This window comes from Streptomyces sp. NPDC021096, assembly GCF_040641275.1.
In the GTDB taxonomy this organism is placed as follows: domain Bacteria; phylum Actinomycetota; class Actinomycetes; order Streptomycetales; family Streptomycetaceae; genus Streptomyces.
Map to the genome: position 1 here is coordinate 1 of NZ_JBFADG010000020.1, position 20,863 is coordinate 20,863.

At 71.1% G+C, this 20,863-nt stretch carries 18 protein-coding genes; 11 read left to right on the forward strand and 7 right to left on the reverse strand.

Annotated features, from left to right (window positions below):
* Nucleotides 1–76: 76 nt before the first annotated feature.
* The 5 genes from AB0G59_RS22210 to AB0G59_RS22230 all read right to left on the reverse strand — a co-directional run bounded on the left by AB0G59_RS22210 (nt 77) and on the right by AB0G59_RS22230 (nt 5,069).
* Nucleotides 77–751, reverse strand: coding sequence for a response regulator transcription factor (locus tag AB0G59_RS22210; RefSeq protein WP_360914159.1), 675 nt, complete (start codon nt 749–751; stop codon nt 77–79).
* Nucleotides 748–2,067: a histidine kinase gene (locus tag AB0G59_RS22215; protein ID WP_360914162.1), complete on the reverse strand. Its 1,320-nt coding sequence runs from the start codon at nt 2,065–2,067 to the stop codon at nt 748–750. The genes AB0G59_RS22210 and AB0G59_RS22215 overlap by 4 nt, the downstream gene beginning before the upstream one ends.
* 84 nt (nt 2,068–2,151) lie before the next feature.
* Nucleotides 2,152–3,024 carry a DUF4429 domain-containing protein gene (locus AB0G59_RS22220; RefSeq protein ID WP_360914166.1) on the reverse strand — a complete coding sequence of 291 codons (873 nt, stop codon included), beginning with the start codon at nt 3,022–3,024 and terminating at the stop codon, nt 2,152–2,154.
* A 56-nt stretch (nt 3,025–3,080) separates the two neighbouring features.
* Nucleotides 3,081–4,328, reverse strand: coding sequence for an alpha/beta hydrolase (locus AB0G59_RS22225; RefSeq protein ID WP_360914169.1), 1,248 nt, complete (start codon nt 4,326–4,328; stop codon nt 3,081–3,083).
* 99 nt (nt 4,329–4,427) lie between these two features.
* Nucleotides 4,428–5,069 carry a TetR family transcriptional regulator gene (locus AB0G59_RS22230; protein ID WP_360914172.1) on the reverse strand — a complete coding sequence of 214 codons (642 nt, stop codon included), beginning with the start codon at nt 5,067–5,069 and terminating at the stop codon, nt 4,428–4,430.
* A 114-nt stretch (nt 5,070–5,183) separates the two neighbouring features.
* Between AB0G59_RS22230 and AB0G59_RS22235 the strand changes: the two genes are divergently transcribed.
* Entirely contained in the window at nt 5,184–6,773 is a 1,590-nt protein-coding gene (locus AB0G59_RS22235) for an MFS transporter (RefSeq protein ID WP_360914175.1), read from the forward strand.
* Between the two features lie 155 nt (nt 6,774–6,928).
* The gene (locus tag AB0G59_RS22240) at nt 6,929–7,288 is read left to right on the forward strand and encodes a peptidase inhibitor family I36 protein (protein ID WP_360914414.1); all 360 of its coding nucleotides are present in this window, start codon (nt 6,929–6,931) and stop codon (nt 7,286–7,288) included.
* A 121-nt stretch (nt 7,289–7,409) separates the two neighbouring features.
* Here AB0G59_RS22240 and aceE read toward each other — a convergent pair whose 3' ends face one another.
* Entirely contained in the window at nt 7,410–10,151 is a 2,742-nt protein-coding gene (gene aceE, locus AB0G59_RS22245; RefSeq protein ID WP_360914178.1) for a pyruvate dehydrogenase (acetyl-transferring), homodimeric type, read from the reverse strand.
* Between the two features lie 460 nt (nt 10,152–10,611).
* Between aceE and AB0G59_RS22250 the strand changes: the two genes are divergently transcribed.
* The 6 genes from AB0G59_RS22250 to AB0G59_RS22275 all read left to right on the forward strand — a co-directional run bounded on the left by AB0G59_RS22250 (nt 10,612) and on the right by AB0G59_RS22275 (nt 15,127).
* Complete coding sequence (locus tag AB0G59_RS22250) at nt 10,612–11,034, forward strand: DUF3052 domain-containing protein (protein ID WP_116211480.1); 423 nt, start codon at nt 10,612–10,614, stop codon at nt 11,032–11,034.
* 187 nt (nt 11,035–11,221) lie between these two features.
* Entirely contained in the window at nt 11,222–11,680 is a 459-nt protein-coding gene (locus AB0G59_RS22255) for a peroxiredoxin (protein ID WP_071966651.1), read from the forward strand.
* Nucleotides 11,681–11,848: 168 nt separating this feature from the next.
* Nucleotides 11,849–12,424, forward strand: coding sequence for a TerD family protein (locus AB0G59_RS22260; RefSeq protein WP_071966652.1), 576 nt, complete (start codon nt 11,849–11,851; stop codon nt 12,422–12,424).
* A 105-nt stretch (nt 12,425–12,529) separates the two neighbouring features.
* Nucleotides 12,530–13,105 carry a TerD family protein gene (locus AB0G59_RS22265; RefSeq protein ID WP_071966653.1) on the forward strand — a complete coding sequence of 192 codons (576 nt, stop codon included), beginning with the start codon at nt 12,530–12,532 and terminating at the stop codon, nt 13,103–13,105.
* Between the two features lie 47 nt (nt 13,106–13,152).
* Nucleotides 13,153–14,283 (forward strand): DUF475 domain-containing protein, encoded by a 1,131-nt coding sequence (locus AB0G59_RS22270; RefSeq protein ID WP_360914183.1) that lies wholly within the window; start codon nt 13,153–13,155, stop codon nt 14,281–14,283.
* 100 nt (nt 14,284–14,383) lie between these two features.
* Entirely contained in the window at nt 14,384–15,127 is a 744-nt protein-coding gene (locus AB0G59_RS22275) for a Tellurium resistance (RefSeq protein WP_071966655.1), read from the forward strand.
* A gap of 35 nt (nt 15,128–15,162) precedes the next feature.
* On the opposite strand, the gene AB0G59_RS22280 is transcribed toward AB0G59_RS22275, so the two are convergent.
* On the reverse strand, nt 15,163–16,161 hold the full coding sequence (locus AB0G59_RS22280) for a TerD family protein (protein WP_360914186.1): 999 nt from the start codon (nt 16,159–16,161) through the stop codon (nt 15,163–15,165).
* A 231-nt stretch (nt 16,162–16,392) separates the two neighbouring features.
* On the opposite strand from AB0G59_RS22280, the gene AB0G59_RS22285 reads away from it, so the two are divergent.
* From AB0G59_RS22285 to AB0G59_RS22295, 3 genes are read left to right on the forward strand one after another with little or no spacing between them, the layout of a single operon-like run.
* Nucleotides 16,393–17,568, forward strand: coding sequence for an HpcH/HpaI aldolase/citrate lyase family protein (locus tag AB0G59_RS22285; protein WP_360914189.1), 1,176 nt, complete (start codon nt 16,393–16,395; stop codon nt 17,566–17,568).
* Nucleotides 17,565–20,036 (forward strand): phosphoribosyltransferase, encoded by a 2,472-nt coding sequence (locus AB0G59_RS22290; protein ID WP_360914192.1) that lies wholly within the window; start codon nt 17,565–17,567, stop codon nt 20,034–20,036. Before AB0G59_RS22285 ends, AB0G59_RS22290 begins: the two co-directional genes overlap by 4 nt.
* Nucleotides 20,033–20,830, forward strand: a complete 798-nt coding sequence (locus AB0G59_RS22295; protein WP_360914195.1) for an HAD family hydrolase — start codon at nt 20,033–20,035, stop codon at nt 20,828–20,830. Before AB0G59_RS22290 ends, AB0G59_RS22295 begins: the two co-directional genes overlap by 4 nt.
* Nucleotides 20,831–20,863 lie beyond the last annotated feature (33 nt).

Here is a 20,863-nt window from a genome sequence, read left to right on the forward strand (position 1 = left end):
AACGCCGGACGGGCTGAATATTCAGCCCGTCCGGCGTTTGAGGACAAGAAACGGTGAAAGGGCGGGGTAGGGGAAACTATCCCTCGCCCGGGGCCACCAGCCCCGATTCGTAGGCGAAGACCACCGCCTGCGCACGGTCCCGCAGGTTCAGTTTGGCGAGGACGCGGCCGATGTGGGTCTTCACCGTCTGCTCCGCCAGGACCAGCTTCGCCGCGATCTCCTGGTTCGACAGCCCCCGGGCGATCAGCTCCAGGACCTCCGTCTCACGCGGCGTCAGGCCGTTGAGCCGCAGCGACCGTTCCCGTCGGGGAGCGGGCCGCTTCGCGAAGTCGGCGATGAGGCGGCGGGTGACGGAGGGGGCGAGGAGGGCCTCGCCGGCTGCCACCACCCGTACGGCCGAGATCAGGTCGGCGGGAGGGGCGTCCTTGAGGAGGAAGCCGGACGCGCCGGCGCGCAGCGCCTCGTAGACGTAGTCGTCGACGTCGAAGGTCGTCAGCATCAGCACCTTCGGCAGGTGCGTGACCCCGCGCGGGGGGTCGAGGAGCCGGCGCGCGGCCTCCAGGCCGTCCATCTCCGGCATCCGGACGTCCATGAGCACCACGTCCGGGTGCGTGGACCGGCTCAGCTCCACGCCTTGGCGCCCGTCCGGCGCGTCGCCGACGACGTCGATGTCGGGCTGGGCGGCCAGCAGCGCGGCGAAGCCCGCCCGCACCATGGCCTGGTCGTCGACGATGATCACCCTGATGGTCATGCGGTGGGGGGTTCCTGTTCTGCTCGCGTCGCGTCGGAGAGGGGAAGGCGGGCCGCCACCCGGAAGCCGCCGTCCGGCAGGGGGCCGGTGTCGAGGGTGCCGCCGACCAGGCGGACCCGTTCGCGCATGCCCACCAGGCCGTGGCCGGTGCCGCTGGTCTCCAGGGGCCGCTGCGGTGCGTCGGAGGCGGCCGCGGCCGAGTTGACGACGAGCACGGTCAGGGCCGTACCGGCCGTACCGGTCCCGTTCACCGACACCGACACCCGGGTCGGCGCACCGGGCGCGTGCCGGACGACGTTGGACAGGGCCTCCTGGACGATCCGGTATGCCGACAGGTCCACCGTCTGCGGCAGCGCCGGCAGCACCGGCATCGTCAACTCCACCGGCAGCCCCGTGCGGACCGTGGCCTCGATCAGCTGCGGCAGGCGGTCGACGCCGGGCTGGGGTGTCCGTTCGGAGCCGTCGGCGCCCGGGGAGCCCTCGCTGCGCAGCACGCCCAGCAGCCGTCGCATCTCGGTCAGCGACTCCCGGGCGGTGGCGGCGATCGCGCCGAACTCCTCGCGGGCCGCGTCCGGCAGGCCGGCGACGCGGTACGGGGCGCTGTCGGCCTGGACGGTGATGACGGACATGTGGTGGGCGACGACGTCGTGCAGCTCGCGGGCGATGCGGGCGCGTTCTTCCAGCAGCGTGCGGCGGGCGCGTTCGGCCTCGCTGATCGTCTCCTGCTCGGCCAGCGCCCGGCGGGCGTCGCCCCGTTCGCGCAGGGCGCCGCCGACGAGGAGGATCACCCCGCCGATCGCGACCAGCGGCACCCAGGTGCCGGTGGCCTGCTCGGGGTCGAGGCTGCGGAAGACCAGGCTCGCCAGCGCCGTCAGCAGCCACACGGCCGTCAGCGTCAGCCGGCGCTCGCGCAGTGCGAGGGCGAGCATCAGCAGCAGCAGGCCGATGCTCTCCGTGGCCGGCCAGGGCCAGGGCCGGTCCGCCGGCATGTCCACCGTGAGCAGCAGGGCCGCGCCCACGACGTCGGCGACGAAGACGATGGCCCAGGCCAGCAGCGGCCGGCGGACCGCCATGAGCAGCGGTGCGTGCTGGGCGACCGCGAGCGCGAGGGCGACGTCGGAGTTCAGCCCGTAGTCGTGGGAGAGCACCATGGCCGTGGTCGGCAGCAGGATGATGGTGAACAGCCAGGCGACCAGGGTGGGCAGGCGCCGTACGAACGGGCGCCGGGCGTGCGCCAGGTACGGCGTCGGCGGCCCGGCGGGCGTGCAGATCTCGCGCAGGAACGCGCGGGGGAAGCGGGATGCGATCTTGGACATGGCCCGGTCAGCCTAGGCGGACCGGGCCGGCGGCGGCGTCACCCCCAGGTGCCGGACCGGATGTCATACCCCGGTATCAGTGCCCTACAGCTCGGCCAGCAGCTGTGCCTTCTTCACGGTGAACTCCTCGTCCGTCAGCAGGCCCGCGCCGTGCAGCTCGCCCAGGTGGCGGATGCGCTCCGCGATGCCGCCGGGGTCGGGGCGGGCGGCGGGGACGGTGTGGGAGCCGTGGGCCAGGTCCCCGGCCAGGGCGGGGGCCTTGGCCCGTACGGCCGCCAGGACCGCGGCCGCGAAGGGCAGCGACTCGTGGACCAGGCCGTAGCCCATGCCGAAGACGACGGCCGCCGGGTCCTGGTCGGCGGCGCCCGGGGCGGTCCCGCCGCGGCGCACGAGCCGCAGGTGTCCGCCGAGGGCCTCGGGGGAGCGCCAGTCCACGCCCGTCAGCTCCTCGACGCCGAAACGCTGGTCGCCCGCCTTCCACTTGGCGGAGGACGCTCCGGTCCAGAACCAGCGGAAGGAGACGGCCCGGCCGTCGAAGGACGCCTTGCCGTCGTAGGCCTTGAAGGACAGGGGCGGGACGGGCGCCGCCACCAGATGGCGCTCGGCCGGCTCCGTGGCATCGGGACCGAGCTCGGCCCGTATCCGCTCGGCGTAGTACTCGGCGAGCAGCTCGCGCTCCGCCGGCAGGACCAGCCGGTACGGGTCGCAGCCCTCCTTCAACTGCCCCTCCGCGGCGTCGATCAGCGGATCGGCGCCGGGTCTGGGCACGGCGCGCAGCACCACCGTCCCGTGCTTCCCCGGGGCCTGTTCGACGGCCGCGAGCGCCTCGTACGGGACGCGCCGCTCGCCGAGCACCTGGAGCAGCCTCGGTGTGCGGATCCCCCGTTCGAAGCGGATGAGCACGGAGTCGGTGTCGAACTCCCAGACGGCGTGGAAACCGGCCAGCACATCACCCATGCCGCTCATCGTATGCGGCGGCCGTCCGCCCGTCCCCCCTCGTGACGCTACGCGCGTCAAACGGCGGGTGCCACCGGATCCGGACGCAGATCGGCCGTGCAGTCACTGCCGTCCCTCGCGCAACGAACGGAGGTGGGGGCGCCGACTCCGATCCCGGCGAAGTTGGCGAGGCTGGTGGTGCCGGGGGCGAAGTAGCCGGCGTGGCCACGGGCGTCGGAGGCGGACAGCACCCGGGCGCCGAAGGCCGCGGAGACCGGGTCGGCGCCATGGCCGAGGCCGCCGACCTCCATGTGGGGCACGCCCTGAATCCAGTCGTCCGCATCCCGCATCGCCCATATCCGGGCGCTGCTGCGCAGGTCGGAGGCGCGGTCGGCGCGCATGCCGGGGCTGCCGGCGACCGCCACGTCCGTGACGCGCGGGGAGAGGTCGCGGGCGGCGACGCCGCAGACCACGGAGCCGTAGCTGTGGCAGAACAGCGAGATCTTCGACTCGCCGGGCAGCGTCCGCACCAGCTTCCGCAGCCGCAGCGCGCCCTCGGCCGCGAGCTTGCCGGTCGCCGCGTCCATGCCCACGCCGGCGGGCGAGGTGTAGTCGGCCCAGGCGATGACTGCCGTCCCGGTGGCGGGGCTCGCCTTCCGCTCGGCGTCGTAGAGGGAGCGGGCCATGCCGACGGGCGCGCTGTAGGCGCGCTGGCTCTTCTCGAAGGTCAGCACGTTGGTGTCGACGCCCGGGACCACGACGGAGACCCGCTCGGCGCGGTCGAGGTCGCCGAAGACCTCGGCCACCCGGCCGGCGCTGGTGGGGTCGAAGGCGAGGACCTGCCGGTCGGGGGCCAGCAGCGATTCGAAGCGGTGCATGCGCCGGGCCGCCTCGTAGCGGCCGGAGGGCGTGAGCGCGCTGTCGTGGCTGCGGCGCCGCTCGACCGTACGGGCCTGGGCGAGGGCGATCCGGTTGGCGCGGTAGCGCAGCGCGGTGGGGGCGCCGGCGAGGTTGCCGACGACCAGCGGATAGCGCTCGGCCAGCCGCTCGCGCTGACCGCCGGAGAGCGAGGCGAAGAAGCGGGCCAGGGTGGTGGGCTCCGAGCCGGGGGAGGGGAGCGGCACACCGCCGACGGAGCCGTGCAGCCACGCCGTCACCGAGGCCGTGCGGGGGTCGGCGGGCGCCTTGTGGCTTCTCACGGCCGTCCAGCCGGTCGTCGCGAGCATGACGAACACTACGGCGAGTGCGAGCAGGGCGCGCCACACCGTGGCCGCGTTCGTCCAAGGGATGGGGGAGTGGGAGCCGAGCTCCGGGAAGGAAGTCACCGCGGACCACCCTAGGAGAAACTCGCTTGCGTCCGGGAAGTCGGTGAGCTATCTCACGTTTGGATCATGGGTGATCGGGCGCACTCGTGGGGCTTCCGTTCAAGATCGCCAGTTTTCCGCCAGTGCCGGTCCGATCTGGTCCAAAAAGGCCGCGGCGGTGGACTTGAGCTCGCTCATGTCCCCGTCCGCGACCTCGGCCCACAGCTTGCCGTTCGCCCGCATCACCCCGCTGAACGCCGCGACCAGGATGCGCGGACGCGGGTCCTCCTGCGGCAGCCCCTCCCGGTCGGCGATCTCCTGGGTGAGCCGGTCCTCCAGCTCCGCGCTGCGGCGCAGATGGGCGGCCAGCAGCTGCGGCGTCGACTGGATCATCCGGTACGTGCGCACGTGCAGCTCCAGCGGGACGACCGACTGGATGGCCTCCTCGATGGTGTCCCACGAGGACAGCACAGCGGTGCGCAGCGCGGTCAGCGGCGGCTCCTCGGCGGGGCGCTCGCGCACGGCGGCGAAGAAGTGCGACTCCACCATCTCCTGGACGGAGAGGGCGACCTCCTCCTTGCCCGCGAAGTAGCGGAAGAAGGTGCGCTGCGAGACGTCCGCGGCGGCCGCGATCTCGTCGACGGTCGTGCCCTCGTAGCCCCGGTCCGCGAACAGCTCCAGGGCGCACCTGATGAGGGTGTCGCGGGTCCGGCGCTTCTTGCGCTCCCGCAGCCCCGCCGTCGCGCCGTCGACCCTGTGCATCGCCCCGCCTCTTCCGTTGTGTTTGCGCTGATCAGGATAGTCATGGGCCAAGTGTCAGCCAACGACGCTTGAACTTCGTTGTCAATTGTCAGCGACTGCCATAATCTCGGCTGTATGACACAGACCACCGTCGCCGACGCGACGCCCGGCCTGGGACCCCGGAAAGGACTGAGGGGCCATCCCTGGCTCACCCTGATCACCGTCGCGATAGGCGTGATGATGGTCGCGCTCGACGGCACGATCGTCGCCATAGCCAACCCCGCCATCCAGAAGGACCTCGGCGCCTCGCTCGCCGACGTGCAATGGATCACCAATGCCTACCTCCTGGCCCTCGCCGTCGCCCTGATCACCGCGGGCAAGCTCGGCGACCGCTTCGGCCATCGCCTGATCTTCCTTATCGGCACCACCGGCTTCGCCCTGTCCTCCGGACTCATCGCCCTGTCCGGCAGCGTGTCGACGGTCGTCGGCTTCCGGGTCCTGCAGGGCCTGTGCGGCGCGCTGCTGATGCCGGCCGCGCTCGGGCTGCTGCGCGCGACGTTCCCGGCCCACAAGCTCAACATGGCGATCGGCCTGTGGGGCATGGTCATCGGAGCCTCCACGGCCGGCGGCCCCATCGTCGGCGGGCTCCTCGTCGAGCACGTCAACTGGCAGTCCGTGTTCTTCATCAACGTCCCCGTGGGCGCCGCCGCGCTCGCGCTCGGCATGGTCATCCTCAAGGACCACCGCACCCCCAGTGCCCCCAAGTCCTTCGACGTCGCGGGCATCCTGCTGCTGTCCACCGCGATGTTCTGCCTCATCTGGGCGCTGATCAACGCGACGGACTGGCAGTGGGGGAGCGCCAGGACGCTGCTGTTCCTCGCCGCCTCGCTGCTGTGCTTCGTCCTCTTCGCCGTGTGGCAGGTCAAGGCGCGCGAACCGCTGCTGCCGCTGAGCCTCTTCCGGTCCCTGCCGCTGTCCGCCGGCACGGTCCTGATGGTGCTGATGGCCTTCGCCTTCATAGGCGGCCTGTTCTTCGTCACCTTCTATCTGCAGAACGTGCACGGGATGACGCCCGTCGACAGCGGTCTGCACCTGCTGCCCCTCACCGCCATGATGATCGTCGCCTCGCCGGCGGCCGGCGCGCTGATCAGCCGGATCGGCCCCCGCGTTCCCCTGATCGTGGGCATGCTCTGCGCGGCGGTGGGCTGCTTCGGCCTGTCCTCCCTCGAGCCCGGCACGGGCACGGCCCTGCTGTCGGTGTGGTTCGCGCTGCTCGGCCTCGGCTTCGCGCCGGTCATGGTCGGGGCGACCGAGGTCATCGTCGGCAACGCGCCGCTGGAGCACGCCGGCGTGGCCGGCGGCCTGCAGCAGGCCGCCATGCAGGTCGGCGGTTCGCTGGGCACGGCGGTGCTGGGCGCGGTCGTGGCCTCCCGGGTCGACCACCTGCTGCCGCGCGAGTGGGCGGCGGCCGGGCTGCCGCCGGTCACGCCGGAACAGGCGGCCCAGGGCGCCGACGCCGTCCAGGTCGGCGTCGCGCCCGTCGCGCCGAACACCCCGCCGGAGATCGCGGGGAAGATCACCACCGTCGCGCATGACACTTTCGTGTCAGCCATCAACACGGGCTTTACGGTCGCCGGCTGCGTCGCGCTGGTCGCGGCGCTCGTCGCCGTCTTCACCAAGCGCGGCCGGAACGCCGGGGCCGGGGCGGGTGCGGCCCACATCTGAACCCGGTGCGGCGGTGGGCCCGGTACCTCGGTACCGGGCCCACCGCCGACCGCCTTCCCCTATCAGGGCATGGCCGACCCGGCCCTCTTGGCAGTGGCGATCACGGGCCAGCAGACTCGGCGGTCCATCCGAGTGGGGGAGGAACCCTTATGCGTATGTACATCCGTTTGGTGGCCGTGACCGCCGTCGCCGCGGCGCTGGCGCTCGTGAGCGCGCCCGGCGCGAGCGCGAAGCCCGTCGGGGGCTGTGGCGCCGGGCAACTGTGCCTGTGGCCGAAGGCCGATTTCCGGGGGCAGCGGCAGGTCAGCGAGCTGGCGACGATCGATATCGAGAGCTGCATGGCGCTGCCCGCCGGGGTGACGGGGGCTTCGCTGGTCAATCGGACCGGGCGCCCTGTCACTACGTACCAGAGCGCCACCTGTGCCGAGACGGGGGAGTTCGTGACGTATCCGTCGGGGACGTGGGTGCCGGAGTCGCCGTATGTCGTGCGGGCGTACAAGGTGTGGGAGAGCTGAGGTCCGTCGACGTCTGCGGGCCGCGTTGTGCCCACCCGTTCCGCCCAGCGGAACGATTGCCCACAACGCGCGACAGCCCCGACCGGCATCGCCGGTCGGGGCTGTCTCTATGCGTTACTGCTTACGCTTCGCCGCCCGCGGAGCCCGGGTCGGCTGCTGCTACGTCCAGGAGCTGGTAGCGGTCGATCGCCTGCTTCAGGGCCGAGCGGTCGACCTTGCCCTCCTTGGCGAGCTCGGTGAGCACCGCCAGGACGATCGACTGGGCGTCGATGTGGAAGAAGCGACGGGCCGCGCCACGCGTGTCCGCGAAGCCGAAGCCGTCCGCACCCAGCGACTGGTACGTGCCGGGCACCCAGCGCGCGATCTGGTCCGGAACCGCCCGCATCCAGTCGGACACGGCCACCTTCGGGCCCTCGGCGCCGGCGAGCTTGCTCGTCACGTACGGGACGCGCTGCTCCTCCTCCGGGTGCAGGAGGTTGTGCTCCTCCACCTCGATGGCGTCACGGCGCAGCTCGTTCCAGGAGGTCGCCGACCAGACGTCCGCCTTGACGTTCCACTCCTCGGCGAGGATGCGCTGGGCCTCGATCGCCCACGGCACGGCCACACCGGAGGCCATGATCTGCGCCGGGATGGCGCCCGCCTCGCCCTGCTTGAAGCGGTACAGACCCTTGAGGATGCCCTCGGCGTCCACGTCCGCCGGCTCGGCCGGGTGCTGGATCGGCTCGTTGTAGACGGTGAGGTAGTAGAAGATGTCTTCGTTTTCCTCGGCGGTCCCGCCGTACATCCGGCGCAGACCGTCCTTGACGATGTGCGCCATCTCGAAGCCGAACGCCGGGTCGTAGGCCACGACACCCGGGTTCGTGGAGGCCAGCAGCTGCGAGTGGCCGTCCGCGTGCTGCAGACCCTCACCCGTCAGCGTGGTCCGGCCGGCGGTGGCGCCGAGGACGAAGCCGCGGGCCAGCTGGTCGGCCATCTGCCAGAACTGGTCACCCGTGCGCTGGAAACCGAACATCGAGTAGAAGACGTAGACCGGGATCAGCGGCTCGCCGTGCGTCGCGTAGGCCGAGCCCGCCGCGATCAGGGAGGCCGTGCAGCCCGCCTCGGAGATGCCGTCGTGCAGCATCTGGCCGGTCGGGGACTCCTTGTAGGCCAGGAGCAGCTCGCGGTCGACGGCCTCGTACTGCTGGCCGAGCGGGTTGTAGATCTTCGCGGACGGGAAGAACGCGTCCATGCCGAAGGTGCGGTACTCGTCGGGGGCGATCAGCACGAAGCGCTTGCCGATCTCCTTGTCCCGCATGAGGTCCTTCAGGATGCGGACGAACGCCATGGTGGTGGCGATCGACTGCTGCCCGGAGCCCTTCTTGGCGGTCGCGTAGGCCTTGTCGTCCGGCAGGGCCAGCGGCTTGGAGCGGTCCACACGGGTGGGCACATAGCCGCCGAGCGACTGGCGCCGGTCGTGCATGTACTGGATCTCCTCCGAGTCGCGACCCGGGTGGTAGTACGGCGGCAGGCCGGACTCCAGCTCCTTGTCGGCGATCGGGATGTGGAGACGGTCGCGGAAGCGCTTGAGGTCCTCGACCGTGAGCTTCTTCATCTGGTGGGTCGCGTTGCGGCCCTCGAAGTTCGGACCCAGGGTCCAGCCCTTGACGGTCTGCGCGAGGATCACGGTCGGCTGGCCCTTGTGGGCCTTGGCCGCCGCGTACGCCGCGAAGATCTTCTTGTGGTCGTGACCGCCACGGCCCAGGTGCAGGATCTGGTCGTCGGTCATGCCCTCGACCATCTTGCGGAGACGGTGGTCGTCGCCGAAGAAGTGCTCACGGATGTACGAACCGGTCTCGGTGGCGTACGTCTGGAACTGGCCGTCGGGGGTGCTGTTCAGCTTGTTGACCAGGATGCCGTCGCGGTCCTGGGCCAGCAGCGGGTCCCAGGAGCGGTCCCACACCAGCTTGATCACGTTCCAGCCGGCGCCGCGGAACTGCGACTCCAGCTCCTGCATGATCTTGCCGTTGCCGCGGACCGGGCCGTCGAGGCGCTGCAGGTTGCAGTTGACGACGAAGGTCAGGTTGTCCAGGCCCTCGCGAGCGGCCAGGGACAGCTGGCCGAGCGACTCCGGCTCGTCCATCTCGCCGTCGCCCAGGAACGCCCAAACGTGGGACTTGGAGGTGTCGGCGATGCCGCGCGCCTCCATGTAGCGGTTCATGCGGGCCTGGTAGATCGCGCCGAGGGGGCCGAGGCCCATCGAGACGGTCGGGAACTCCCAGAAGTCCGGCATCAGCCGCGGGTGCGGGTAGCTGGACAGGCCGTAGGGGGCCTTGGACTTCTCCTGGCGGAAGGCGTCCAGCTGCTGCTCGGACAGTCGGTCCAGCAGGAACGCACGGGCGTAGACGCCCGGCGAGGCGTGGCCCTGGAAGAAGATCTGGTCGCCGCCGTCGCCCTCGTCCTTGCCCCGGAAGAAGTGGTTGAAGCCCACGTCGTACAGGGAGGCGGAGGAGGCGAAGGTGGCGATGTGGCCGCCGACGCCGATGCCCGGGCGCTGGGCGCGCGAGACCATGACGGCCGCGTTCCACCGGGTCGCGTTGAGGATCTTGCGCTCGATCTCCTCGTTGCCGGGGAAGAACGGCTCATCCTTGGTCGCGATGGTGTTGACGTAGTCCGTGCTGCGCATCTCGGGCACGGCGACGCGCTTCTCGCGCGCCCGCTCGATCAGGCGAAGCATGAGGTAGCGGGCACGTTCCCGGCCTCGCTCATCGACGGCTGCGTCGAGCGAGTCGAGCCATTCCTGGGTCTCTTCGGGATCGAAGTCCGGGACCTGGCTGGGAAGGCCGCCAATGATGATCGGGTTGCGATCGGATCCGGAAGCCACGCTGTTCCTTCGCTGTTCGGGTCGTGCTCAGCACGCGGTCAAATACTGCTCTTGCTTTATGTCGCGCCGGCTCCCATCGTGGACCGCGGCGGCGGAAACGTCATCTCTACTGAGCGGTAACCACCACTCATGAGACGAAGCGTCGAAGGTTGGTCGCCCGGGGCGGCCAAATCGCAACCTTACGCCCCCAATGAGGGTCCTCCGCGTACGGCCGTTCGGACCCGATTGCCGCAATCGCACGGAGTAACTTCCGAAACCCGGCAGAATGCTGTGGTGTGAATCACTCGGGCCTGTTGCCTCATGGTTGGAGTTGCCATGAGACGTCCGCGTCCGTCAACGTTTCGGCGGTCCGGATGGTCGGGTACTTGCGCGATCCGTCCGGCACGTGTGGACTACGCCCAATGCCTCGCGTACGCGGGGAGCACAAGAGCATTTCTCGAAAGATGACAGGAGGCAATCCGTGAGCGCGACCGCGGACCACGCGGAGGAGCGGACCAACCCTGCCGCCAGGCTGGGTTTCCAGCCCGGACAGGTGGTCCAGGAGATCGGCTACGACGACGATGTCGATCAGGAGCTCCGCGAGGCCATTGAGGAGATCACCGGCCAGGATCTGGTCGACGAGGACTACGACGACGTGGCCGATGCCGTCGTCCTGTGGTTCCGCGACGAGGACGGCGACCTGACGGACGCGCTCGTGGACGCCATTGGCATGCTCGAGGACGGCGGGGACATCTGGCTGATGACCCCGAAGACCGGCCGCGACGGCTACATCGAGCCCAGCGACATCAACGAGGCGTCGCAGACCGCGGGGCTGAGCCAGACCAAGAGCATCAGCGTGGCCAAGGACTGGACCGGCACCCGCATGGTCGCCCCCAAGCGCTGAGCACCTCGCCGTGATCCGGCCACGGCCGGAGAACCCGCCGTCACCGCGCCCCCCTGCAGCACCGCTGCCGGGGGGCGCGGTGCATCGCGCGGGGGGCGCAGTGACACACTGTCCGCCTACCCGCGCCGGCGGCCGGGGTGCCCGCGCGCCCCTTAGCGCCGGTGCCGTCGAGAGAGGGATGCGAACCATGGCGATCGACGTCGGCACCAAGGCCCCTGACTTCGCGCTGAAGAACCAGCACGGCGAGACCGTCCGGCTCTCCGACTTCCGGGGCGAGAAGAACGTCGTCCTGCTCTTCTACCCCTTCGCCTTCACCGGCGTGTGCACCGGCGAGCTCTGCGCCCTGCGCGACGAGCTGCCGCAGTTCGCCAACGACGACGTCCAGCTGCTGGCCGTCTCCAGCGACTCGCCCTTCTCCCTGCGCGTCTTCGCCGAGCAGGAGGGCCTGGAGTACCCGCTGCTGTCGGACTTCTGGCCGCACGGCGAGGCCGGCCGCGCGTACGGCGTGTTCGACGAGGAGAAGGGCTGCTCGGTCCGCGGCACCTTCATCATCGACAAGGAGGGCGTCGTCCGCTGGACGATCGTCAACGGCCTGCCCGACGCGCGTGACCTGAACGAGTACACCAAGGCCCTCGCCGCGCTCTGAGTGAACTTCCGCGACGCCCGGGGCAACCCTGGCGGGCGAGCCGTGCGTCCTTGGCGCAAGACCCTGTAATCGGTGGGAACCGGTCACTAGGATCAAAACGTTGATCGGATGCCATCGCACAACCGGGGGCTCGGGACTCGCCTGGCCCCTCGAACCAATGGAGGACTCGTGGGAGTCAGTCTCAGCAAGGGCGGCAACGTCTCGCTGACCAAGGCGGCCCCGAACCTGACCGCGGTCGTCGTCGGTCTCGGCTGGGACGCCCGTACCACCACCGGTACGGACTTCGACCTGGACGCCAGCGCGCTGCTGACGAACGACCAGGGGAAGGTCGCCAACGACCAGAACTTCGTCTTCTTCAACAACCTCAAGAGCCCCGACGGCTCCGTCGAGCACCAGGGTGACAACCTCACCGGTGAGGGCGAGGGCGACGACGAGGTCATCAAGGTCAACCTGGCCGGCGTCCCGGCGGACGTTCACAAGATCGTCTTCCCGGTCTCCATCTACGAGGCCGAGACCCGCCAGCAGAGCTTCGGCCAGGTCCGCAACGCCTACATCCGCGTCGTCAACCAGGCCGACGGCGTCGAGCTCGCCCGCTACGACCTCAGCGAGGACGCCTCGACCGAGACCGCCATGGTCTTCGGCGAGCTGTACCGCAACGGCGCCGAGTGGAAGTTCCGCGCCATCGGACAGGGCTACGCCTCGGGCCTGCGCGGCATCGCGCAGGACTTCGGCGTCAACGTCTGACGGCCGACGCAGGCCGTCGACCACGTCCGGCGCCGCACTCCCTTCACCGGGGGTGCGGCGCCGGACGCGCACGGCGACTCAACACAACTCGGGGAGGACCAGATCATGGGTGTCACGCTCGCCAAGGGAGGCAACGTCTCCCTCTCCAAGGCCGCGCCGAACCTCACCAACGTCACCGTCGGCCTCGGCTGGGACGCGCGCTCCACCACGGGAGCGCCTTTCGATCTCGACGCCAGCGCCCTGTTGTGCGCCTCGGGCCGGGTGCTGGGGGACGAGTACTTCGTCTTCTACAACAACCTCACGAGCCCCGAGGGCTCCGTCGAACATACGGGCGACAATCTCACCGGTGAGGGGGACGGCGACGACGAGTCCATTCTGGTCGACCTCACCAAGGTGCCGGCCGCCTGCGACAAGATCGTATTTCCGGTCTCCATTCACGAGGCCGAGCTGCGCGGGCAGAGCTTCGGCCAGGTCAGCAACGCGTATATCCGGGTGCTCAACCAGGCCGACGGCAGTGAACTGGCCCGCTACGACCTCAGCGAGGACGCCTCCAGCGAGACGGCGATGATCTTCGGCGAGGTCTACCGCTACGGCGGCGAGTGGAAGTTCCGGGCCGTAGGACAGGGGTACGCGTCGGGCCTGCGCGGCATCGCCCTAGACTTCGGGGTCAACGTTTCGTAAAGCCGCGTCCGCGCGGACATCCCGAACAGCGAAGGATTGGGTAGCCAGTGCTCCTGAAAACCTTTGGTTGGTCGTTCGCCGTCACGGCGGCCGGCCTGGCCTTGGCCGGCTTTCTCTGGGGGTGGCAGGGGCTGGCGATCGTCGCGATCCTCTCCGTCCTGGAGATCTCGCTCTCGTTCGACAACGCGGTCATCAACGCCGGCATCCTGCGGAAGATGAACCCGTTCTGGCAGCGGATCTTCCTGACCGTCGGCATCCTCATCGCCGTCTTCGGCATGAGGCTCGTCTTCCCGGTGCTCATCGTGGCCATCACGGCCAAGCTGGGGCCGATCGAGGCGGTCAAGGTCGCGATCCAGGACCCGGACCGCTACGAGGCGCTGGTCACCAGCGCACACCCGGCGATCGCGGCCTTCGGCGGCATGTTCCTGCTCATGATCTTCCTGGACTTCATCTTCGAGGACCGGGACATCAAGTGGCTGGAGTGGCTGGAGAAGCCGCTGGCCCGGCTGGGCAAGCTGGAGACGCTCTCCACGGTCGTCGCCCTCGTCGTTCTGATCGTCTGCGCCACCACCCTCGCCACGGCCGTCCCGGTCCACGACGGTGAGGGCACGATCGACAAGGCCGCGACCGTGCTGCTGTCGGGCATCGGCGGTCTGGTGACCTACCTCATCGTCGGCGGCATCTCCGGCTTCTTCGAGGACAAGCTGGAGCACGAGGAGGAAGAGGCCGAGGAGGAGGCCGAGAAGGCCCCCGCGAAGAGCGGCAACGCCGCCGTGGTCGGGCTGGCCGGCAAGGCCGCCTTCTCGCTGTTCCTCTACCTCGAGGTCATCGACGCCTCGTTCTCCTTCGACGGTGTCATCGGCGCCTTCGCCATCACCAACGACATCTTCGTCATGGCGCTGGGCCTGGGCATCGGCGCGATGTACATCCGGTCGCTGACGGTCTTCCTGGTCCGCAAGGGCACCCTGGACGACTACGTGTACCTGGAGCACGGCGCGCACTACGCCATCGGCGCGCTCGCCGTCATCCTGCTGATCACCATCAAGCACGAGATCCCCGAGGTCGTCACCGGCGCGATCGGCATCGTGCTGATCGCCCTGTCGTTCATGTCCTCCGTCATGCGCAACCGCAGGGAGGCCGGCCCCGGCGCGAAGGCCGAGGTCTCCTCCGGGGTGTGACTCCGGCACATTTGAGGAACGCTCTCACCGGGGCGGTCGCGAGGATCATCCTCGCGGCCGCCCCGTGGCATGTGTGCTCGAAATGGTGGGGGTTACGGCAATGGCGATATGGGAGAAGCTCTTCGGGAATTGGGGGGGCGCCGCCGCGCGCCAATTCGACGGCAGCGGCACCAACGGCGCGGTCGAACTGACCAAGCGCCGTCCCACGTTTTCGCTGACCAAACAGGGTGCGGTGACCGGCAACCTGCGCGTCAACCTGTCCTGGCGGATGCGGACCTCGGACTTCGACGAACGCCCCTCGTTCGCCGCCGGGCTGCGGCACCCGCTGCGCAAGTTCACGCCGCAGGTGGTGCAGGCGCAGGGGCCCGCCATGGTCAACGTCGACCTCGACCTCGCCTGTATGTACGAGCTGCAGGACGGTTCCAAGGGCGTAGTCCAGCCACTCGGGAACATACTGGGCAGCGTCAACTCGCCGCCGTATGTTCAGCTCAGCGGTGACGACCGCTTCGGGTCGGGGTCGGGCGAGACGATCTACATCAACATGGACCACCGCGACGAGATCAAGCGGCTGCTGGTCTTCGTCTACATCTACGACGGCACTCCCGCGTTCGACCGTACGCACGCCCTGGTGACGCTCTACCCCGGCAACGGACCCCGCCTGGAGGTCGCGCTCGACGAGCGCGCGCCGGAGGCGCGGTCGTGCGCCGTGGTGCTGATCGAGAACGTCAAGGGCGAGATCGTCGTGCGGCGCGAGATGAAGTACGTGTACGGCTTCCAGTCGGAGCTGGACCGGCTGTACGGGTGGGGGCTGCAGTGGGGGCGGGGGTACAAGAGCAAGGTGTGAGCGGCCGGTGCCGGCGCCGGGGCGCCGGCACCGGGTCAGCGACCGGGCTGGAACTGCGGCTGGAACTGCGGACCCTGCGGGGGCAGCCGGAAGGCCGGGTCGGGCGCCGGCTGCTGCGGAGGGTAGCCATAGGACGGCTGGGGCGTCTGCGGCGTCTGGTGCTGCTGCGGGTAGCCGTAGGAGGGCTGGGCGGCGGGGGCCGGCGGGTACGGCGGATAGCCATAGGACGGCTGGGGCGCCTGGGGAGCGGCTCCGGGCAGCGGTACGGACTGCGAGGGCGGCGGGACGACGGGCGGCGCGGAGGGCGGCGGCGGATAGCCGTACCCGCCCGCCGGTGCGGGGGCCGGCGCGGGTGCGGGTGGCTGCGCCGGTGGTGCGGTCGTGGCGGGCCCGGGCGCCGGGTCCGTGGCGGCGACCGGCTCGGGGCCGCCCGTGGCGTCCGCGCGGTCCGGGCGGCCGGAGCCGTCCGCCTCCTCCGGTTCCTCGACCGAGATCCCGAACTCCGTTGCCAGCCCGACCAGGCCCGAGGCGTACCCCTGGCCGAGCGCGCGGAACTTCCAGCCGTCCCCGCGCCGGTAGAGCTCGCCGCAGAGCATCGCGGTCTCGTCGCCCGTCTCGGCCCGTACGTCGAAGCGCGCGACCGGCGCCGTCTCGGTCGTCGCGGACCCGCCGCGCGCCGTGTCGTACAGCAGCACGCACAGGTCCCTGACGAGGCCGAAGGGCCCGCCGTCGGCCGAGGCGGCGAGCACCACGCGCGTCACGGAGGGGTCCAGCGCCGACAGGTCGGCCTCGACCGAGTCCGTCGCGCCTTCGACCAGCCGCTTCTTGGGCAGGTGCCGGACGAGCCCGGAGGGGTGCCGGGGCTGGTTGTAGAAGACGAAGTCCTCGTCCGAGCGCACGCGGCCCTCGTCGCCCAGCAGGAGGGCGGAGGCGTCCACGTCCGGGACGCCCGGGCCGGGCGTCCAGCGCAGTACGGCCCGCACGGTCGGGGCCTCGAGCGGGATGTTCGACCCCTTCAGCATCGCGTGCGTCATGCCCGCAATCCTGCCCTCCCGTGCGGCCCGCGGACAACGCAGGGGGGCGTGGGCGGGGTGGCGCGCCCTTCGGGGTACGCGATCCATTACCGGATGGATCCATGCTGGTCATGAGCTTTTAACGGACTTGGGGAACTCTTGACCCACCCCCGGACGTACGATAATCGGCCACACTTCCGTGCCGGCCCGGCCGGAGGGAAGGCGCCCAGGCCGTGGCATTCGGGGAGAGCAATGAGGCATTTCGGATACCTTGCGCCTGCGGTGCGGAGCGCGTTGTTCCATAAGGAGCCGGGCGAATTCACCGCCGGTTCCCCCGCCCGTACGCTCGCCGCCGCCCTCGGCGCCACCCTCTACAGCCCCGCCACGCGGACCACGCTCGCCCACGACGTCGCCAAGCAGGCGGCGCGCGGGGTGGTGTCCATGGTCCTGTGCCTGGAGGACTCCATCGGCGACGCGGACGTGGTGGGCGCCGAGGAGAACCTCGTGCGGCAGTTCACCGAGCTGGCCGCGCGCGAGGAGGCCGCAGGCGACGGGCTGCCCCTGCTGTTCATCCGGGTCCGCGAGCCCGCGCAGATCACCGACCTCGTGCGCAGGCTCGGCCCCGCCGGGCGGCTGCTGTCCGGATTCGTCCTGCCCAAGTTCACCGAGGAGCGGGGGCTGCCCTTCCTGGAGGCCCTCGCCGACGCGGAAGCGGTCTGCGGGCGGCGGCTCTTCGCCATGCCCGTGCTCGAATCGCCGGAACTGCTGCACCTGGAGACCCGGACCGAGACCCTCACCGGCATCGCCCGGGCCGTCGACAAGTACCGCGACCGCGTGCTGGCGCTCCGGCTCGGCGTGACCGACTTCTGCTCCGCCTACGGGCTGCGCCGGGCGCCCGACATGACCGCCTACGACGTCCAGATCGTCGCCTCCGTCATCGCCGACGTCGTCAACGTCCTGGGCCGCGCCGACGGCAGCGGCTTCACCGTCACCGGCCCGGTCTGGGAGTACTTCCCCCAGCCCGAGCGGATGTTCAAGCCCCAGCTGCGCCGCAGCCCCTTCGCCGGACCCGCCGAGGCGCTGCGCACGGCCCTCATCGAGCACGACATGGACGGCCTCCTGCGCGAGATCCAGCTGGACCGCGCCAACGGCCTGCAGGGCAAGACCTGCATCCATCCCTCGCACGTCGCCCCCGTGCACGCGCTGTCCGTCGTCAGCCACGAGGAGTTCAGCGACGCCGAGGACATCCTGCGGCCGGAACGCGACGGTGGTGGAGTACTGCGCTCCGCCTATACGAACAAGATGAACGAAGTGAAGCCGCACCGCGCCTGGGCCGAGCGGACCATGCTGCGCGCCGAGGTCTTCGGCGTCGCCCGGGAGGACGTGAGCTTCGTGGAGCTGCTGGCCGCGGGAGTGCGGGACGTATGAGCAAGGAGAGTTCGCACGTGGAGTGGTCGGGACAGTGGGTCGCACAGCGGCTGGGCGTCGGCCTGGAAGGCGACGCCCGGCTGCCGGAGCTGCTGGGCCTGGCGCTGCGGCGCAACCCCAAGCGGGCCCATCTGCTCGTGTCGAACGTGCTGGGCAAGCACGTCCCGCAGCTCGCCTCGGTCGTGTACGAGGCCGGTGCCGGCCTCGGCCGCCGGGTGCGCGGGCTGCTGGGCGAGGCGGACGCCGCGCGCGCCGTCGTGCTGGGCTACGCGGAGACCGCCACGGGGCTGGGGCACGCGGTGGCGGACGGCATCGGCCTGGCGCCCTACCTGCACTCCACGCGCCGCGAGGTGCCGGGCGTGGCCCCCGTGGGCGGCTTCGAGGAGGAGCACAGCCACGCCACGTCGCACCTGCTGCTGCCGCGGGACCCGCGCTTCTTCGAGGGCGACGGCCCGCTCGTCCTCGTCGACGACGAGTTCTCCACCGGCCGCACGGTCCTGAACACCATCGCGGCCCTGCACGCCCGCTTCCCGCGCCCGCGGTACGTGGTCGTGGCGCTGGTCGACATGCGCGGCGAGCACGACCGCGCCCGGCTGGCGGAGTTCGCCGCCGAACTGGGCGCCCGCGTGGACCTGGTCGCGGCGGCGTCCGGCACGGTCGTCCTTCCGGACGGGGTGCTGGAGCTCGGGCAGAAGCTGGTGGCCGAGTACGAGGCCGGTTCGGCACCGTCCGTGGCGGCTGCGCGCCGTGGGGGTGCCTCGGCGCTGCCGGCTGCGGGTGCGCTTGTGCCCACCCGTGCCGCCCTGCGGCACGACTGCCCACAAGCGCGGCGTGTCGACCTCGCCTGGCCTGCCGGCCTGCCCGATGGCGGTCGGCACGGGTTCACGCCCGCGCACCGGGCGCGTCTGGAAGCCGCGCTGCCCGGCATGGCGGACCGCATTCGCGGTGCCCTCCCGGCCGGGGCCGAGCGCGTGCTCGTGCTCGGCAACGAAGAGCTGATGTACGCGCCGCTGCGCATCGCGCAGGCCCTGGAGGCCGGGCTCCCCGGTGTGCGGTTCTCCACCACCACCCGCTCGCCCGTCCTCGCCGTCGACGACCCGGGCTACGCCATCCGTAGCCGCATCGCCTTCCCGGCCCACGACGACCCGGCCGACGGCCCGGGCGAGCGATACGCCTACAACGTCGCCGACCAGGGCTTCGACGCCGTCGTCGCCGTCGTCGACTCCACCGGCGACACCCCCGAACTGCACGTCCCCGGCGGCCTGCTGGACCAGCTGGCCGCGCACACCCGAAAGGTGTTGCTCGCCGTGATCCCCTCCCACCGCGCCGGAGGCGAGCCGCTCCGCGGCCCCGCCTTCTCCTCGTACGACCCGGAGGACGTCGGCTGGCTGCTCCAGGACCTCTCCGCCGTGGACCTCGAGGCACCCACCGAGGAGCGCGAGGAGGCCATCCAGAGCGGCGGTGCCCACTACGCGGAGTCGCTGCCGGTCGAGTACCAGCCCAGCGAGCGCTACCAGGCGCTCTACCGCTCCGCCCTCGACGCCTCCGCGGCCCGCATCGCGCGGGCCGTCGGCGCGGTCACCGAGACCGTGCTCGCCGAGCGGACGCCCCGCCCGGTCCTGGTGTCCCTGGCCCGCGCCGGCACGCCCGTGGGAGTGCTGATGCGCCACTGGGCGCGCCACGCGCACGGCCTGGACCTGCCGCACTACGCCGTCTCCATCGTGCGCGGCCGGGGCATCGACCCCAACGCCCTGCGCTGGCTGGCCGCCCACCACGACCCGGCCGACGTCGTCTTCGTCGACGGCTGGACGGGCAAGGGCGCCATCACCCGCGAACTGGCCGACGCCCTGAACGACTTCCCGGGCTTCGACCCGCGCATCGCCGTGCTCGCCGACCCTGGCCACTGCGTGGAGACCTACGGCACGCGCGACGACTTCCTCATCCCCTCCGCCTGCCTCAACTCCACCGTCTCCGGCCTGATCTCCCGCACCGTGCTGCGCGCCGACCTCGTCGGGCCGCACGACTTCCACGGCGCGAAGTACTACCGCGAGCTGGCGGCCGCCGACGTCTCCCGCTCCTTCCTGGACACCGTCCGCGCCCGCTTCGCCGAGGTCGAGCAGGACGTCGCCCTCGACGTGAAGGAGATGGCGGCCGCGGACCGCACCCCCACCTGGGCCGGCTGGGCGGCGGTCGAGCGCATCAGCGAGGAGCACGGCATCCACGACGTCAACCTCGTCAAGCCGGGCGTCGGCGAGACCACCCGCGTCCTGCTGCGCCGCGTCCCCTGGAAGATCCTCGCCAAGCGCGGCGCGGGAGCCGACCTGGACCACGTGCGGCTGCTGGCCGAACAGCGCGGCGTACCGGTCGAGGAGGTCGACGGCCTGCCCTACAGCTGCGTGGGCCTGATCCACCCCCGCTACACCCGCGGCGCCACCGGCGCCGACGGCAAGGCGGTGGCCGCGCAGTGACCCTCCTCGTCGCCAGCGACCTCGACCGCACCCTCATCTACTCCACGGCCGCGCTCGCCCTGTCCATGCCGGACGCCGAGGCGCCCCGGCTGCTCTGCGTCGAGACGTACGAGCACAAGCCGCTCTCCTACATGACGGAGGCCGCGGCCGCCCTGCTGGAGGAGCTCGCCCGCACCGTCGCCTTCGTGCCCACCACGACCCGTACGCCCGAGCAGTACGGCCGCATCCGGCTGCCCGGGCCCGCGCCGGAGTTCGCGATCTGCGCCAACGGCGGGGAGCTGCTCGTGCACGGCGAGCCCGACCTTCAGTGGCGGGCGCGGGTGCGCAGGACGCTGGACGCCGAGTGCGCCTCGCTGGAGGAGGTCCGTGAGCGCCTGGTGCGGACCGCCGACCCGGCCTGGCTGCTCAAGGCCCGTACGGCGGCTGACCTGTTCGCCTACCTTGTCGTCGAACGGTCGCTGCTGCCCGACGCCTGGGTGAAGGAGCTGACGGTGTGGGCCGGGGAGCGCGGCTGGACCGTCTCCCTGCAGGGCCGCAAGGTCTACGCCGTGCCGAAGCCGCTCACCAAGAGCGCGGCCGTGGCGGAGGTGGCGCGGCGCACGGGCGCGACCGAGGTGCTGGCCGCCGGCGACTCCCTGCTGGACGCCGACCTGCTGCTCGCCGCCGACCGGGCCTGGCGCCCGGGCCACGGCGAGCTGGCCGACGTGGGCTGGACCGCGCCGCACGTCACCGCCCTGCGGACGCGGGGCGTGGCAGCCGGCGAGGAGATCCTGCGGGCGTTCGCCGGGGGCTAGGCTCGGGGGAGCGCCATGTCGTTCAACTCCGTT